This window comes from Aeromonas sp. ASNIH1, from assembly GCF_002934285.1.
GTDB classification, from domain to species: domain Bacteria; phylum Pseudomonadota; class Gammaproteobacteria; order Enterobacterales; family Aeromonadaceae; genus Aeromonas; species Aeromonas caviae.
Genome location: NZ_CP026228.1, coordinates 1,620,106 through 1,633,216 on the forward strand (window position 1 = coordinate 1,620,106; position 13,111 = coordinate 1,633,216).

Annotated in this window: 11 protein-coding genes; 8 read left to right on the forward strand and 3 right to left on the reverse strand. The window is 63.0% G+C overall.

Annotated elements, in window-relative coordinates:
- Positions 1 to 31: 31 nt before the first annotated feature.
- Both livH and C2U37_RS07880 read right to left on the reverse strand, forming a co-directional pair.
- Positions 32 to 958 (reverse strand): high-affinity branched-chain amino acid ABC transporter permease LivH, encoded by a 927-nt coding sequence (gene livH, locus C2U37_RS07875; RefSeq protein WP_010672383.1) that lies wholly within the window; start codon positions 956 to 958, stop codon positions 32 to 34.
- Between the two features lie 66 nt (positions 959 to 1,024).
- On the reverse strand, positions 1,025 to 2,146 hold the full coding sequence (locus C2U37_RS07880; protein WP_039041003.1) for a branched-chain amino acid ABC transporter substrate-binding protein: 1,122 nt from the start codon (positions 2,144 to 2,146) through the stop codon (positions 1,025 to 1,027).
- 435 nt (positions 2,147 to 2,581) lie between these two features.
- Here C2U37_RS07880 and C2U37_RS07885 point away from each other — a divergent pair, with 435 nt between their 5' ends.
- Positions 2,582 to 3,586, forward strand: a complete 1,005-nt coding sequence (locus C2U37_RS07885; protein ID WP_042017407.1) for a substrate-binding domain-containing protein — start codon at positions 2,582 to 2,584, stop codon at positions 3,584 to 3,586.
- A 77-nt stretch (positions 3,587 to 3,663) separates the two neighbouring features.
- Here C2U37_RS07885 and norR read toward each other — a convergent pair whose 3' ends face one another.
- The gene (gene norR / locus C2U37_RS07890) at positions 3,664 to 5,187 is read right to left on the reverse strand and encodes a nitric oxide reductase transcriptional regulator NorR (RefSeq protein WP_104452079.1); all 1,524 of its coding nucleotides are present in this window, start codon (positions 5,185 to 5,187) and stop codon (positions 3,664 to 3,666) included.
- Between the two features lie 170 nt (positions 5,188 to 5,357).
- On the opposite strand from norR, the gene norV reads away from it, so the two are divergent.
- The 7 genes from norV to C2U37_RS07925 all read left to right on the forward strand — a co-directional run bounded on the left by norV (position 5,358) and on the right by C2U37_RS07925 (position 12,951).
- Positions 5,358 to 6,842, forward strand: a complete 1,485-nt coding sequence (gene norV / locus C2U37_RS07895; RefSeq protein WP_104452080.1) for an anaerobic nitric oxide reductase flavorubredoxin — start codon at positions 5,358 to 5,360, stop codon at positions 6,840 to 6,842.
- Positions 6,839 to 8,005 (forward strand): NADH:flavorubredoxin reductase NorW, encoded by a 1,167-nt coding sequence (gene norW, locus C2U37_RS07900; protein WP_104452081.1) that lies wholly within the window; start codon positions 6,839 to 6,841, stop codon positions 8,003 to 8,005. The genes norV and norW overlap by 4 nt, the downstream gene beginning before the upstream one ends.
- 51 nt (positions 8,006 to 8,056) lie before the next feature.
- A complete protein-coding gene (locus tag C2U37_RS07905) occupies positions 8,057 to 8,395 on the forward strand; it encodes a DUF1971 domain-containing protein (RefSeq protein WP_104452082.1) in 339 nt (112 codons plus the stop codon).
- A 122-nt stretch (positions 8,396 to 8,517) separates the two neighbouring features.
- Complete coding sequence (locus C2U37_RS07910; RefSeq protein WP_104452083.1) at positions 8,518 to 9,735, forward strand: 4Fe-4S binding protein; 1,218 nt, start codon at positions 8,518 to 8,520, stop codon at positions 9,733 to 9,735.
- 189 nt (positions 9,736 to 9,924) lie between these two features.
- On the forward strand, positions 9,925 to 9,996 hold the full coding sequence (gene tnaC, locus C2U37_RS25350) for a tryptophanase leader peptide (RefSeq protein ID WP_223302601.1): 72 nt from the start codon (positions 9,925 to 9,927) through the stop codon (positions 9,994 to 9,996).
- Between the two features lie 203 nt (positions 9,997 to 10,199).
- The gene (tnaA, locus tag C2U37_RS07920) at positions 10,200 to 11,666 is read left to right on the forward strand and encodes a tryptophanase (RefSeq protein ID WP_010672391.1); all 1,467 of its coding nucleotides are present in this window, start codon (positions 10,200 to 10,202) and stop codon (positions 11,664 to 11,666) included.
- 70 nt (positions 11,667 to 11,736) lie between these two features.
- Positions 11,737 to 12,951 (forward strand): aromatic amino acid transporter, encoded by a 1,215-nt coding sequence (locus C2U37_RS07925; RefSeq protein WP_104452084.1) that lies wholly within the window; start codon positions 11,737 to 11,739, stop codon positions 12,949 to 12,951.
- The last annotated feature ends 160 nt before the right edge of the window (positions 12,952 to 13,111 follow it).

The following is a 13,111-nucleotide window of genomic DNA, read 5'->3' on the forward strand; positions in this document are numbered from 1 at the left end:
AGCAGCACGAGGGCATGCATAGATTGTTTTTTCATACCTTCTCGACCTCCGGACGACCCAGGATGCCGGTGGGCATGAAGAGCAACACGAAGATGAGCAGGGCGAACGCCATCACATCCTTGTACTCGGTGCTGAGATAGCCCGCGGTGAGCGCTTCCACCACGCCGAGCAGCAGGCCGCCCAGTACGGCACCGGGAATGCTGCCGATGCCGCCCAATACCGCGGCGGTGAAGGCCTTCAAGCCCGCCATGAAGCCGAGATAGGGGTTGATGACACCGTAGTACATGCCGAGCAGCACCCCCGCGACGGCGGCCAGGGCGGCCCCCAGCACGAAGGTGATGGAGATGACCACGTGGGTGTCTATCCCTAACAGGTTGGCCATCTTGATGTCTTCGGAACAGGCTCGGCAGGCACGCCCCATGCGGGAGCGGCCGATGAACTGGGTCAACGCCAGCATGGTGACGAAGGTCACCACGAAGATGATGAGCTGCATGTAGGAGAGGCTGGCCTGGAAGCCATCCTCGCCGCCGAGGGTCCAGCCCCCGGAGATCAGAGTGGGCATGGCGATGTCACGCGAGCCCTGGGCCATCCGCATCATGTTCTGCAGGAAGATCGACATGCCGATGGCGGAGATGAGGGGGATCAGGCGGTTGCCGCCCCGCAGCGGACGATAAGCCACCCGCTCTATGGACCAGCCATAGCTGCCGGTGATGATGATGCTGACCAGGAAGGCTCCCCCCAGCAGCAGCACGGTGCTGTCGATGCCCATCATCATGAGCCCGGCCATCACCATGAAGGCGACATAGGAGCCGATCATGTAGACCTCGCCGTGGGCGAAGTTGATCATGCCGATGATGCCGTAGACCATGGTGTAGCCGATGGCGATCAACGCATAGGTGCTGCCTATGGTCAATCCGTTCAGCAACTGCTGAACCAGATAAAGAAGGTGTTCGGACATACCGCGTTCCCTGTGTACTTGCCCGCAAAGAAAGGAGGGGTGACTCACGTCACCCCGACCGGCAGATTATTTGAGTTGAGTGGAGGTACCGTCGGCGTGCCACTGGAACACACCGAATTCGAAGCCTTTCAGGTCACCGTTCGGCGCCCAGGTCAGGGGGCCCATCACGGTGTCGATCGGTGCGGCCTTGATGGCGGCAGCGACGGCAGCCGGATCATCCTCGCCCGCCTTGGCGATACCGGCCGCCAGGGCCTGCATGGCGGCATAGGTGGTCCAGACGAACGGACCGGAGGAGTCCTGACCCTTGGCCTTGAACGCTTCTACGATGGGGGCGTTGGCCGGCACCAGGTCATATTTGTTCGGCAGGGTCACCAGCAGGCCTTCGGAAGCCGGGCCGCCGATGGCGGAGATGTCCTTGTTGCCCACGCCTTCCGGACCCATGAACTTGGCCTTCAGACCCTTCTCGCCAGCCTGGCGCAGGATCAGACCCAGCTCCGGGTGGTAGCCGCCGTAGTAGACGAAGTCGACGTTCTCTTTTTGCAGCTTGGCGATCAGGGCGGAGAAGTCCTTGTCGCCGGCGGTGATGCCCTCATAGGCAACGACCTTGACGCCTGCCTTGTCCAGCGCGGCTTTCACGCTGGAGGCGATGCCTTCGCCGTACTGTTTCTTGTCGTGGATGACGGCCACGCGCTGGGGTTTGACCTGCTCGATGATGTACTTGGCGGCGGTCGGGCCCTGGTCGCTGTCCAGACCGATGGTACGCAGGGTCAGCTGGTAACCGCGCTCGGTGATCTTGGGGTTGGTGGAGGCGGGGGTGACCATCAGGACCCCTTCATCTTCATAGATGTCGGAGGCGGGCAGGGTGTTGTCGGAGCAGAGGTGGCCGACCACGAACTTGACGCCGTCGTTGATCACCTTGTTGGCGATGGCCACGGCCTGCTTGGGATCGCAGGCATCGTCATAGATGACGGCTTCGATCTGCTTGCCCTTGATGCCGCCCGCCTTGTTGATCTGCTCGACCGCCATCTTGCCGCCGGTGAACTGCATGTCACCGTACTGGGCGACCGGGCCGGTCAGGGGGCCGGCGATGCCGATCTTGATGGTGTCGGCCGCATTGGCCATGGAAACTGATCCAAACAGAGCCAAAGAAACCGCTGCTCTGACTGCCATTTTGCTGAAGTTATGCATTGATTCGTCCCTTAATCAGTGAATTGTTTCATTTTATGCACGTCATTCCGAGCCTGTGTCCCGCCAGCCCGGCGATAGATAAGGTTCTATCATTCCTCGCCGGGCAATAACAAGATGTTAAAGATACTAACCGGAGCAGGTGTGAGAGGGGTTTTGTGAAACTAACACGCAGTTTATTGCTGTTTACTGGAGTTTAATGTCGTCAAGGTGGTGCAACATACAGATAACAAATTGTCATGGTGACAATTTCCAGAGTAAAAAACTGACGATATTTCATTCTGCGTCCGCTCTCATTTTGACCAAAATCCGTTTGCGCAAAAAGAAATGACCGCATAGATTAGCCAGCATTGATAATTCACTGGCAGCGCCCGTTAAAACCAAGCCTTTATTCGGGAAATCTGCTACTGTTCCGCCTTTGTTATTCAGGAGACAGAGATGGCAACTATCAAGGATGTCGCCTCGCGCGCAGGCGTATCCATCTCCACCGTCTCACATGTACTCAATCACACCCGTCGGGTCAGCGAAGACGCAACCCAGAAAGTGCTTGAGGCGGTGGCAGAGCTGAACTACGCGCCCAACTCGGTGGCGCGCAGTCTCAAGATCAATTCGACCAAGACCATCGGCATGCTGGTGACCACCAGTGCCAACCCCTTCTTCGCGGAAGTGGTACAGGGGGTGGAAGCCTACTGCTTCGAGCAGGGTTACAGCCTGATCCTGTGCAACACCGAGAACCAGCCGCCACGCCAGCAGCACTATCTGCGCATGCTGATGGAGAAGCGGGTGGACGGTCTGCTGGTGCTGGGGACCGATATCGACACCCAGTTCAGGGACATGCTGCGTATCCACAAGAAGGTGCCGCAGGTGGTGCTGGACTGGGGCAACGAGTGCGATTTCGCCAACGTGATCAACGACAACGCCCGCATCGGCGCGCGTCTGGCGGTGCGCCATCTGCTGGAGCAGGGCCACACCAACATCGTCTGCATCACCGGCCATCTCGCCAAGCCGACTACCCAGCAACGGCTGGACGGGGTGCGCGATGCCCTGGCTGAACAGGGGATGACCCTGAAAGAAGAGCAGATCTTCGAAGGGGACTACGAGAGCCAGAGCGGCTTCGATGCCATGCAGCGCATCCTGGCCCTCACCCCTCGCCCGACCGCGGTCTTTGCCTTCGACGATCCCATGGCCATCGGTGCCATCTGCGCCGCCTGGGAGGCCGGGGTCAAGGTGCCGGACGATATCTCCATGATCGGTTATGACGACGTGGAGATGGCGCGCTTCTCCAGCCCGCCGCTCACCACCATCCGCCACCCCAAGGCCGAGCTCGGTCTGCTGGCGGTGCAGCAACTGGTGAGCCGGATCCGCAACAAGGAGCTGGAAGTGGAGTCCATGACGGTGCAGCCCGAGCTCATCGTCCGCCGCTCGGTCAAGTCCCTGCGCTGACGGCGCCACGGGTGCCATGAACACGAAACCCCCTCGCCAGCGAGGGGGTTTCTGTTTTTGGGCCCCTCTCGTGGGCGTCAGGCCTTGAGGCCGAGCCGTCTGGCGAGGCGGTGCAGGTTGCCGCCGTCCAGATCCAGCGTCCGGGCGGTGGCGGCCCAGTTGCCGTCATGGGCGGTCAGGGTCTGCTCGATGAGCTGGCGCTGGAACAGATCGGTGGCGGCGCGAAGGCCCAGGCCGGCAATGGCCGGGGAGGCGGGCTGGCTGACGGTGTCGGCGGGCAGGGATGAGCCCGTCGGCCCCAGGTTGAAGTGGTGGGGTTCCAGGGTCGGCGAGGGGCTGCCCTGTTCGGCCCGCGCCAGCACGGCGGCGCGGTGGATGGCGTGCTCCAGCTCCCGCACGTTGCCGGGCCAGTCGTGGCGCTCGAGCAGTTGCAGCACCTGTGACTGGATACGCAGCTGCTCCAGCCCCAGGCCGAGCCGGCAGCGCTCGCAAAAGTAACCGGCCAGCAGGGGAATGTCGCCTGGGCGCTCCCGCAGTGCAGGGGCGTGGATCGGGAACACGCTCAGCCGGTGGTAGAGGTCGGCCCGAAACTGCCCCTCGACCACCGCCTGTTTCAGATCCCGGTTAGTGGCCGCCAGGATGCGCACATTCACCTTGAGCGGGGTGTCGTCACCGATCCGCTGCAGATCGCCGTATTGCAGCACCCGCAGCAGCTTGGCCTGCAGCGCCAGGGAGAGCTCCCCTATCTCGTCGAGAAACAGGGTGCCCTTGTCCGCGAGCTCGAACTTGCCCGCCCGATTGTGGATGGCGCCGGTGAAGGCCCCCTTCACGTGGCCGAACAGCTCGCTCTCGGCCACGGATTCGGGCAGGGCGGCGCAGTTGAGGTAGACCAGGGGGGCATGGGCGCGGGGCGAGCCGCCATGCACCGCCTTGGCGATCAGCTCCTTGCCGACCCCGGTCTCCCCCAAAATCAGCACGTTCAGCTCGGAGCTTGCCACCACGTCTATCTCGTGGCGCAACCGGGCCATGGCGGGGGAGTGCCCTATCATCTCCGGCTGCTCGGGGCCGGGCCGGGTGCCGGCCAGGGGCTCGCTGCTTTGGCGGGCGAGCCGCTCCAGCAGCAGGGCGTTGTCGAGGGCGGCGGCGGCCAGGGCCCCCACCAGACGCAGTTCCTCGTCGCTGATGCCGTCGAACTGGGTCGGGTTCATGCCGTCTATGGTCAGGGCGCCGATCAGCGCCTGCTCCGAGAAGAGCGGCAGGCCGACACAGGCGTGCACCTTGAAGTCGTCGTGATCCGGCAGCAGGCCGTCATAGGGGTCGGGCAGGGCGCTGTCGGCAGGGAAGCGCACCACATCCCCGGCGCGGGCGATGGCCTCGAGGCGCGGGTGATCCTTGAGGGCGAAGCGGCGCCCCAGCACGTCCTGCATCAGGCCGTCGATGGCGAGCGGGATGAACTGGCCCCCCTCGTAGCGCAGCAGGGCCGAGGCATCCGATTTCAGCAGGCTGCGCACGCTCTGGATCAGGCGGTGGAAGCGGTCCTGATGAGAGATGCCGAGTTGCAGGTCGAGGGCGATGCGCGCCAGGCTGTCGGTCGAGATCACGATAATTGTCCAAATGACAGTATGTTTGTGATTTTGACTATAACGGTGTGGTGTCTTAATGACAACGAGTGATATGAGAAGCCATTAAAAACAATTGGTTACAAGTTGGCACGTCCGCTGCAATAGCTGGTTCAGTTGAACATCCACTATTGCATTCGAGGAACTGCCTGATGAGCATTCACGTCAAGAAAAACATCCACTGGGTCGGCCAACGGGACTGGGAGGTACGCGACTTCCACGGCACCGAGTACAAGACCCACAAGGGCACCAGCTACAACAGCTACCTCATCCGCGAAGGGAAAAACGTGCTGATCGACACCGTCGATCACAAGTTCAGCCGGGAGTTCGTGCAGAACCTGGCGGCCGAGATCGATCTCGCCGCCATCGACTACGTGGTGATCAACCACGCCGAGGAGGATCACGCCGGCGCCCTGACCGAGCTGATGGCCCGCATTCCCGGCACCCCCATCTACTGCACCCACAACGCCATCGATTCCATCACCGGCCATCATCACCACCCGGAGTGGAACTTCCACCCGGTCAAGACAGGTGACAGCCTGGACATCGGCAACGGCAAGCAGCTGGTATTCATCGAGACCCCCATGCTGCACTGGCCCGACAGCATGATGACCTACATGACCGAGGATGCGGTGCTCTTCTCCAACGACGCCTTCGGCCAGCACTACTGCGACGAGCACCTGTTCAACGACGAGGTGGATCAGAGCGAGCTGATGGAGCAGTGCCAGCGCTACTACGCCAACATCCTCACCCCCTTCAGCCCCCTGGTGACCGCCAAGATCAAGGAAGTGCTCGGCTTCAACCTGCCGGTGAGCATGGTGGCCACCTCCCACGGCATCGTCTGGCGCGAGGACCCCACCCAGATCATCCTGAAATACCTGGAGTGGGCCGACCACTATCAGGAAGACCGCATCACCCTCTTCTACGACTCCATGTCCAACAACACCCGCATGATGGCCGACGCCATCGCCCAGGGCATCCACGAGGTGGACCCCGGCGTGGCGGTGAAGATCTACAACGTGGCCCGCCACGACAAGAACGAGATCCTGACCCAGGTGTTCCGCTCCAAGGGGATACTGGTGGGCTCCTCCACCATGAACAACGTCATGATGCCCAAGGTGGCGGGCATGCTCGAAGAGATCACCGGCCTGCGTTTTCGCAACAAGCGCGCCTCGGCCTTCGGCAGTTACGGCTGGACCGGTGGCGCGGTGGACCGGATCCAGACCCGATTGATGGACGCAGGCTTTGACATCAGCATCTCTCTCAAGGCCAAGTGGCGGCCGGATGGCTCGGCGCTGGCCGAATGCCGCGAGCATGGTCGCCAGCTCGCCCGTCAGTGGGCGTTGCACCCGCTGGACGCACCCCGCCCGATCACCACAACCCAGACAACCGTGACGCCCGTCCCCGCGATGCCTGCTGTTGAGCCGCAAGCCGCAGCGGCCGCCGCCGAATGGGATGACGACCAGGCCATGCTCTGCACGGTCTGCCAGTGGGTCTATGACCCGGCCCAGGGCGAGCCGGATCAGCTGGTGGCGCCGGGCACCCCCTGGGCCCAGGTGCCGGACAGTTTCCTCTGCCCCGGCTGCGGCATCGGCAAGGAGGTATTTGAACCCTGCGCCGTGGAGGCCTGTGTATGAGCGCAGCAACGCAGAGTGACGCCGGCATCAGCCGGGAGATAGTGGTGATCGGCAGCGGCTTCGCTGCCCAGCAACTGGTCAAGAGCCTGCGCAAGCTTAACGCCGAGCAGCCCATCCGCCTCATCACCGCCGACAGCGGCGATGAGTACAACAAGCCCGACTTGAGCCACGTGGTGAGTCGGGGCTGCCCTGCCGCAGCCATGACCCGTCAGAGCGGCAGCGATTTTGCCGAGCAGCAGCGCCTCGCGCTGCTGCCCCACTGCCCGGTGCATGGCATCGACCCTGCCCGGCGGTTGGTGCTGACCGAGCAGGGGGAATTCCCCTACGGCAAGCTGGTGCTGGCCACCGGGGCGAGCGCGGTGCGCCCCGATCTGCCGGGCAGCGAACACCTGGTCACCCTCAACAGCCAGCAGGAGTACGCCGCCATCGAGGCGCAACTGCGCCAGGCCCGCCGCATCCTGGTGCTGGGGGCGGGGCTCATCGGCTGCGAGCTGGCGATGGACATGGCGAGCGCAGGAAAAGAGGTGATGCTGGTGGATCTGGCCGACAGCCCCTTAAGCGCCCTGCTGCCCGCCGCCCTGACCGAGCCGCTGCAACAGGCCCTGCGCAGCCAGGGGGTCAGCCTGCAGTTCGGGACGGGTCTCGCCAGGATAGATGCCCAGCCGGGGGATGGCTGGCGCGTCACCCTGACCGATGGGCGCATCAGCGAGCAGGATCTGGTGATCGCCGCGATCGGCCTGCGGCCGAATCTGGCCCTGGCCCGTGGGGCCGGGCTGGCAGTGGAGCGCGGCATCCTGGTCGATGATCGGCTGCAGACCAGCGATCCCCACATCTTCGCCCTGGGGGATTGCGTGCAGTGGCAAGGTCAGCTGCTCCCCTTCCTGCAACCCATAGTGCTGGGGGCCAATGCGCTGGCGCGCACCCTGCTCGGCACACCGACCCCGCTGGCCCTGCCCCCCATGCTGGTGAAGGTGAAGACGCCGCGCTACCCGCTGCAACTGGCGGGTCGTACCCGGGGTGAAGATCTCGCCTGGCAGTGCCGCTGGAACAGCCACGGCATGGTGGCCGAGGCGCACGGCGAAGATGGCAATCTGTGCGGCTTCGTGGTGGGGGGCGACCAGATGAGCGCCGCCTTCCCGCTGCTGCGTCAGCTGCCCCGTTGAACCATTAATAGCCGAAGGCCGGGCTGACCCGGCCACTCGAGGAGAACCGATATGGCCATGCAACTGATCCCGTCTCACTGGGTGGTACGCCGTTCCACCCCCTTTTTCACCCGCCAGAACGTGCCCCAGGCCCTGCTCACCCACCACAACACCGCGGCCGGGGTGTTCGGCCAGCTCTGCGTGATGGAGGGAACCGTCACCTATCACGGCTTTGCCGACGAACATGCCGAGGAGCCCGAGGTGAGCCTGGTGATCCGGGCCGGGGAGTTTGCCACCAGCCCGTCCCAGTACTGGCACAGGGTTGAGCTGTCGGAGGATGCCCGCTTCAACATCCACTTCTGGGCCGAGCAGGCCGAATCCGACCAGCCGCTGTTCCACAGCCGCAAATAACGGGGTTTAAGGCTGAGGGGGCGGAGCGGGCAAATGCCCCCTCTGCCCATGCAGATCAAAATCATCAACTCAGATGTTGGTTATCCTGCCCCCTCGATTCGGATGAGCACAGTGAGGGAAACATGAGCCTGTTGGAAGCCCTGACCATGACCTCGGGTCTGGTCTATCTGGTCCTGTTGTTGTGGCAGGGCCGCAGCGGTTGGGGCTGGACGCTCTCTCTGCTGTTGGCCGCCGCGCTCTGGCTGCTGGTGGCGGATTCGGTACTCTGGCTCGCACTGGGGCTGGTGGCCACGACCCTGGCGATCTGGCTGCGCTATCACCCCCTGCTCATGCTGGCTCATATAGACAGTCAACGTCTCAGAACGGCTACCAGGCAGCTATTGCTGCTATGTTGGGGGTTGGTGGCGGTTCAATATGTTGTTCATATCGGACAGTTGGGGCAGGGGATGAGCCCCTGGCTGGTGCGCCCTGACGTGGTGGACGGTTTCCTGCCCATCGCAGGTGGTCTCGGGCTGCGGGCCTGGCTCGGGCAGGGGCTGACGGACCCCCATCACCCGGCGGCCACCGTCACCGTGCTGGTGCTCTCCCTGTCGGCCCTGCTGCTGGGTCGGGCGTTTTGTGCCTGGTTCTGCCCGCTCGGGCTGGTGGGGGAGTGGCTGCACGGCCTGCGCTCGCGCCTGTTGCCGGGGGAGTGGACCCCGCCGCGCTGGCTCGATGCCGTGTTGCGCGGCCAGAAGTTTCTGGTGCTCGCCTTTCTGCTCTTCATCATCTTGCTGGCGGTACCCGCCGCCGCCCTGCCCGGCTACCTTGCCAGCCCCTACCATCAGGCGGCGGACATGAAGATGGGGGCCTTCTTCTTCAACCTGACCCTGATCTCGGGCCTGTGCCTTGGCTGGGTGCTGCTGCTCACCGCCACCTTCCGGCAAGGGTTCTGCCGCTACCTCTGCCCCTATGGCGCCTGGTTCGCCCTGCTCGGCCTGCTGACCCCATTGCGCATTCGCCGCGACCCGGACCGCTGCCTGCGAAGTGCGGGCCACGACTGCGACAAGTGCAGCCGGGTTTGCCCCTCGCGCATCCAGGTGCACCAGCTCATCGCGGTGCAGAGCCTCGAGTGCACCAGTTGCCAGAGCTGCGTGGCCGCCTGCCCCAAGCGGGCCGATGCCCTGCATCTTGGCACGCAAGGGCAGCGACTCGCCCCCCGCCAACTGCTGGGGCTGCTCTGTCTGTTGCTGCTGGTGTTGCCGCTGCTCGCTTACGGCTTGCTGGATCTCTGGGTCAGCCAGACACCGATCCCTGACCGCTACGAGTTGTTGCAGCGGCTGCCCTGGCTGAGCCACTGAGGGGGGAAAGGGCAAAAGGTGGATGATGGGGGGATCTTTCGGATTGGCGATAATAAGCTGTATAAAAATCCCCCGCCAAATTGTTAGCGCCATCCCACTTTGCTCATATTGCAATTGATCATATAGCGCTCCCCACCATAATGGGTGCTGTTATTTGGCGTTGTTAATATCAATTGGATGAGCAACAACATGAATATCAAGGTCAGCTATCCCAAGTGGTTTACCCTGGACCATAAGATCGCGTTCTTCTTCCCGCTGTAATTCCCCGCGGCGGCGCGGCATGCCTGCCATGCCACAAGCCCGCCTCTATTCCTGAACTGAAATAGCTGCACCTGTCTTCGCCTGTTTATTCTGGCGAGGCGATGTCGTGCACCTATTTCCCAATATTTCCCACCTGCCGGACATTCTATTTTCGGCGGGGGAAGAGACTCATTCTGAATATTTAAATCTGGGGTGTTTATATTATGGAAAACTTCAAGCATCTGCCCGAACCCTTCCGTATTCGTGTCATCGAGCCGGTCAAGCGCACCACCCGTGCCTATCGGGAAGAGGCCATTGTCCGGGCGGGCATGAACCCCTTCCTGCTGGACAGCGAAGACGTCTTCATCGACCTGCTGACCGACAGCGGCACCGGCGCCATCACCCAGGACATGCAGGCCGCCATGCTGCGCGGTGACGAGGCCTACAGCGGCAGCCGCAGCTACTATGCCCTGCAACAGGCGGTGCAGGAGATCTTCGGCTACTCCCTGACCATCCCCACTCACCAGGGGCGCGGCGCCGAGCAGATTTACATCCCCGTGCTCATCAAGAAGCGGGAGCAGGAGAAGGGGCTGGATCGCAAGAAGATGGTGGCCCTCTCCAACTACTTCTTCGACACCACCCAGGGCCACACCCAGATCAACTGCTGCGTGGCGAAGAACGTCTACACCAGGGAGGCGTTCGATACCTCGGTCACCGCCGACTTCAAGGGCAACTTCGATCTGGTGAAGCTGGAAGAGGCCATCCTGGAGGCGGGCCCCGCCAACGTGCCCTACATCGTCAGCACCATCACCTGCAACTCCGCCGGTGGCCAGCCGGTCTCCATTGCCAACCTGAAGGCGGTGTACGAGATCGCCAGAAAGTACGACATCCCGGTCATCATGGACTCCGCCCGCTTCGCCGAGAATGCCTACTTCATCCAGCAGCGGGAGCCCGGCTACGCGAACTGGACCATCGAGGAGATCACCAGGGAGTCCTACAAGTACGCCGACGGCCTCGCCATGTCGGCGAAGAAGGATGCCATGGTGCAGATGGGGGGGCTGCTGTGCTTCAAGGATGACAGCATGCTGGACGTCTACACCGAGTGCCGCACCCTGTGCGTGGTGCAGGAGGGCTTCCCGACCTATGGCGGCCTGGAAGGGGGCGCCATGGAGCGCCTGGCGGTGGGCCTGCGGGACGGCATGCGCCAGGACTGGCTGGCCTATCGCATCGGCCAGGTGCAGTACCTGGTGGACGGGCTGGAGGCCATCGGCGTGGTGTGCCAGCAGGCGGGGGGCCATGCGGCCTTCGTGGATGCGGGCAAGCTGCTGCCCCACATCCCGGCGGATCAGTTCCCGGCCCACGCCCTGGCCTGCGAGCTCTACAAGGTCGCCGGCATTCGCGCGGTGGAGATAGGTTCCCTGCTGCTGGGGCGCGACCCCGCCACCGGCAAGCAGCACCCCTGCCCGGCGGAGCTGCTGCGCCTGACCATTCCCCGTGCCACCTATACCCAGACCCACATGGACTTTGTCATCGAGGCCTTCGGCGAGGTGAAGAAGAACGCCCACCGGGTGAAGGGGCTCGACTTCATTTACGAGCCGGCCGTGCTGCGCCACTTCACCGCCAGACTGAAAGAGGTCGAGCATAACGACCCGTCAGCCGGCAAGACGCAGAAAAAATTGATAGAAGCATAACGAGTCAGGGGCACAGATTTTTCTGTGCCCTTTTTTTTCACTGCTCTGTGAAAGATTTGGAGTGACACACATGACATCAACACCGTCCGTCATCGGAGGGGCCTGCATCATTGCCAGCGTCTGTGTCGGTGCCGGCATGCTGGGGCTGCCGAGCGCGGGAGCCGGGGCCTGGACCAGCTGGTCAACCCTCGCCATCATTCTCACCATGGTCATCATGACGGTTTCAGGCTGGATGCTGCTGGAAGCCCTGAAACCCTACGCATTGACTGCCTCCTTCAACTCGGTGACCAAGGATCTGCTCGGTCACAGGATCAATCTCTTCAACAACCTCACCGTCTATTTCGTGGGCGGCATTTTGCTCTATGCCTATATCACCTCGTCGGGTCTCATCCTGGGCGGCCTGCTGGACATCAATAGCCAGCTGGCCTCGGTGCTGTTCGTGCTGGTGTTCTCTTGGTTTGTCTGGCATTCGACCCGGGCGGTGGACAGGATTTCGGTCGTCCTGATCGTCTTCATGGTGCTGAGCTTCGTGTTCGGGGTCTCCGGGCTTGCCAGCAAGGTCGACACCGCCAAGCTGTTCAACTCCTTTGCCGAAGAGCTGGGCCGCGCCCCCTATGCCCTGGCCATGTTGCCGGTGGCGCTCACCTCGTTTGGCTACCACCACTCGGTGGCATCGATGCGCGCCTATTACGGCGAGGAGCAGAAAGCCAGGCAGGCGATCCTGGGGGGGACCCTGATCGCCCTGGCGCTCTATCTGCTGTGGCTGCTCAGCATCTTCGGCAACCTGCCTCGTCCCGCCTTCGGCCCCGTCATCGCCAAGGGGGGTGACGTGGATGTGCTGCTGGGGGCGCTGGCCTCGGTGATCGAGTCCAGGCAGGTCTCCCAGGCCATCAACCTCTTCTCCATGGCGGCCATCCTCTCCTCCTTCATCGGGGTGGGGCTCGGGGTGTTCGACTATCTGGCGGATCTGTTCCGGTTCGACAACAGCCGCCGGGGGCGGGCCAAATCCTGGGCGGTGACCTTCCTGCCCCCCCTGGCGCTCTCCCTGATGTTCCCGTTCGGCTTCGTGGTGGCCATCGGCTATGCCGGGGCCGCGGCGACCGTCTGGGCCTGCATCATCCCGGCCCTGCTGGCGAAAAAGTCCCGGGAGCTGGCCCCGGACGAGGCTGGGTTCAAGGCCCCCGGCGGCCAGCCCATGGTGGTGGCCGTCATCGTCTTCGGGGTGCTTACCGCCATCTTCCACCTGATGGCCATGGCGGGTCTGCTGCCCGTCTACACCGGCTAACCCTGGTGTGCTGAACCTGGCCCCATCCCGAACATATTCCACGGATGGGGCGCAGGATCCGGCCCGTTTCCCCCCATTTCCCCTCCGGATTTGATACCCGAAGGCATGCAGGGTAAAGTCCCCCGGCGCCAGCAGTGGCGAACGCAGGAGAAGCACGGCG

What these genes read in the sequence shown, in the direction of transcription:
- C2U37_RS07905 (WP_104452082.1), top strand. Translation starts at nt 8,057, where the DNA reads ATGGCCATGCAACTGATCCCGTCTCACTGGGTGGTACGCCGTTCCACC.
- norV (WP_104452080.1), top strand. Translation starts at nt 5,358, where the DNA reads ATGAGCATTCACGTCAAGAAAAACATCCACTGGGTCGGCCAACGGGAC.
- tnaA (WP_010672391.1), top strand. Translation starts at nt 10,200, where the DNA reads ATGGAAAACTTCAAGCATCTGCCCGAACCCTTCCGTATTCGTGTCATC.
- C2U37_RS07885 (WP_042017407.1), top strand. Translation starts at nt 2,582, where the DNA reads ATGGCAACTATCAAGGATGTCGCCTCGCGCGCAGGCGTATCCATCTCC.
- C2U37_RS07925 (WP_104452084.1), top strand. Translation starts at nt 11,737, where the DNA reads ATGACATCAACACCGTCCGTCATCGGAGGGGCCTGCATCATTGCCAGC.
- C2U37_RS07910 (WP_104452083.1), top strand. Translation starts at nt 8,518, where the DNA reads ATGAGCCTGTTGGAAGCCCTGACCATGACCTCGGGTCTGGTCTATCTG.
- norW (WP_104452081.1), top strand. Translation starts at nt 6,839, where the DNA reads ATGAGCGCAGCAACGCAGAGTGACGCCGGCATCAGCCGGGAGATAGTG.
- C2U37_RS07880 (WP_039041003.1), bottom strand. Translation starts at nt 2,146, where the DNA reads ATGCATAACTTCAGCAAAATGGCAGTCAGAGCAGCGGTTTCTTTGGCT.
- livH (WP_010672383.1), bottom strand. Translation starts at nt 958, where the DNA reads ATGTCCGAACACCTTCTTTATCTGGTTCAGCAGTTGCTGAACGGATTG.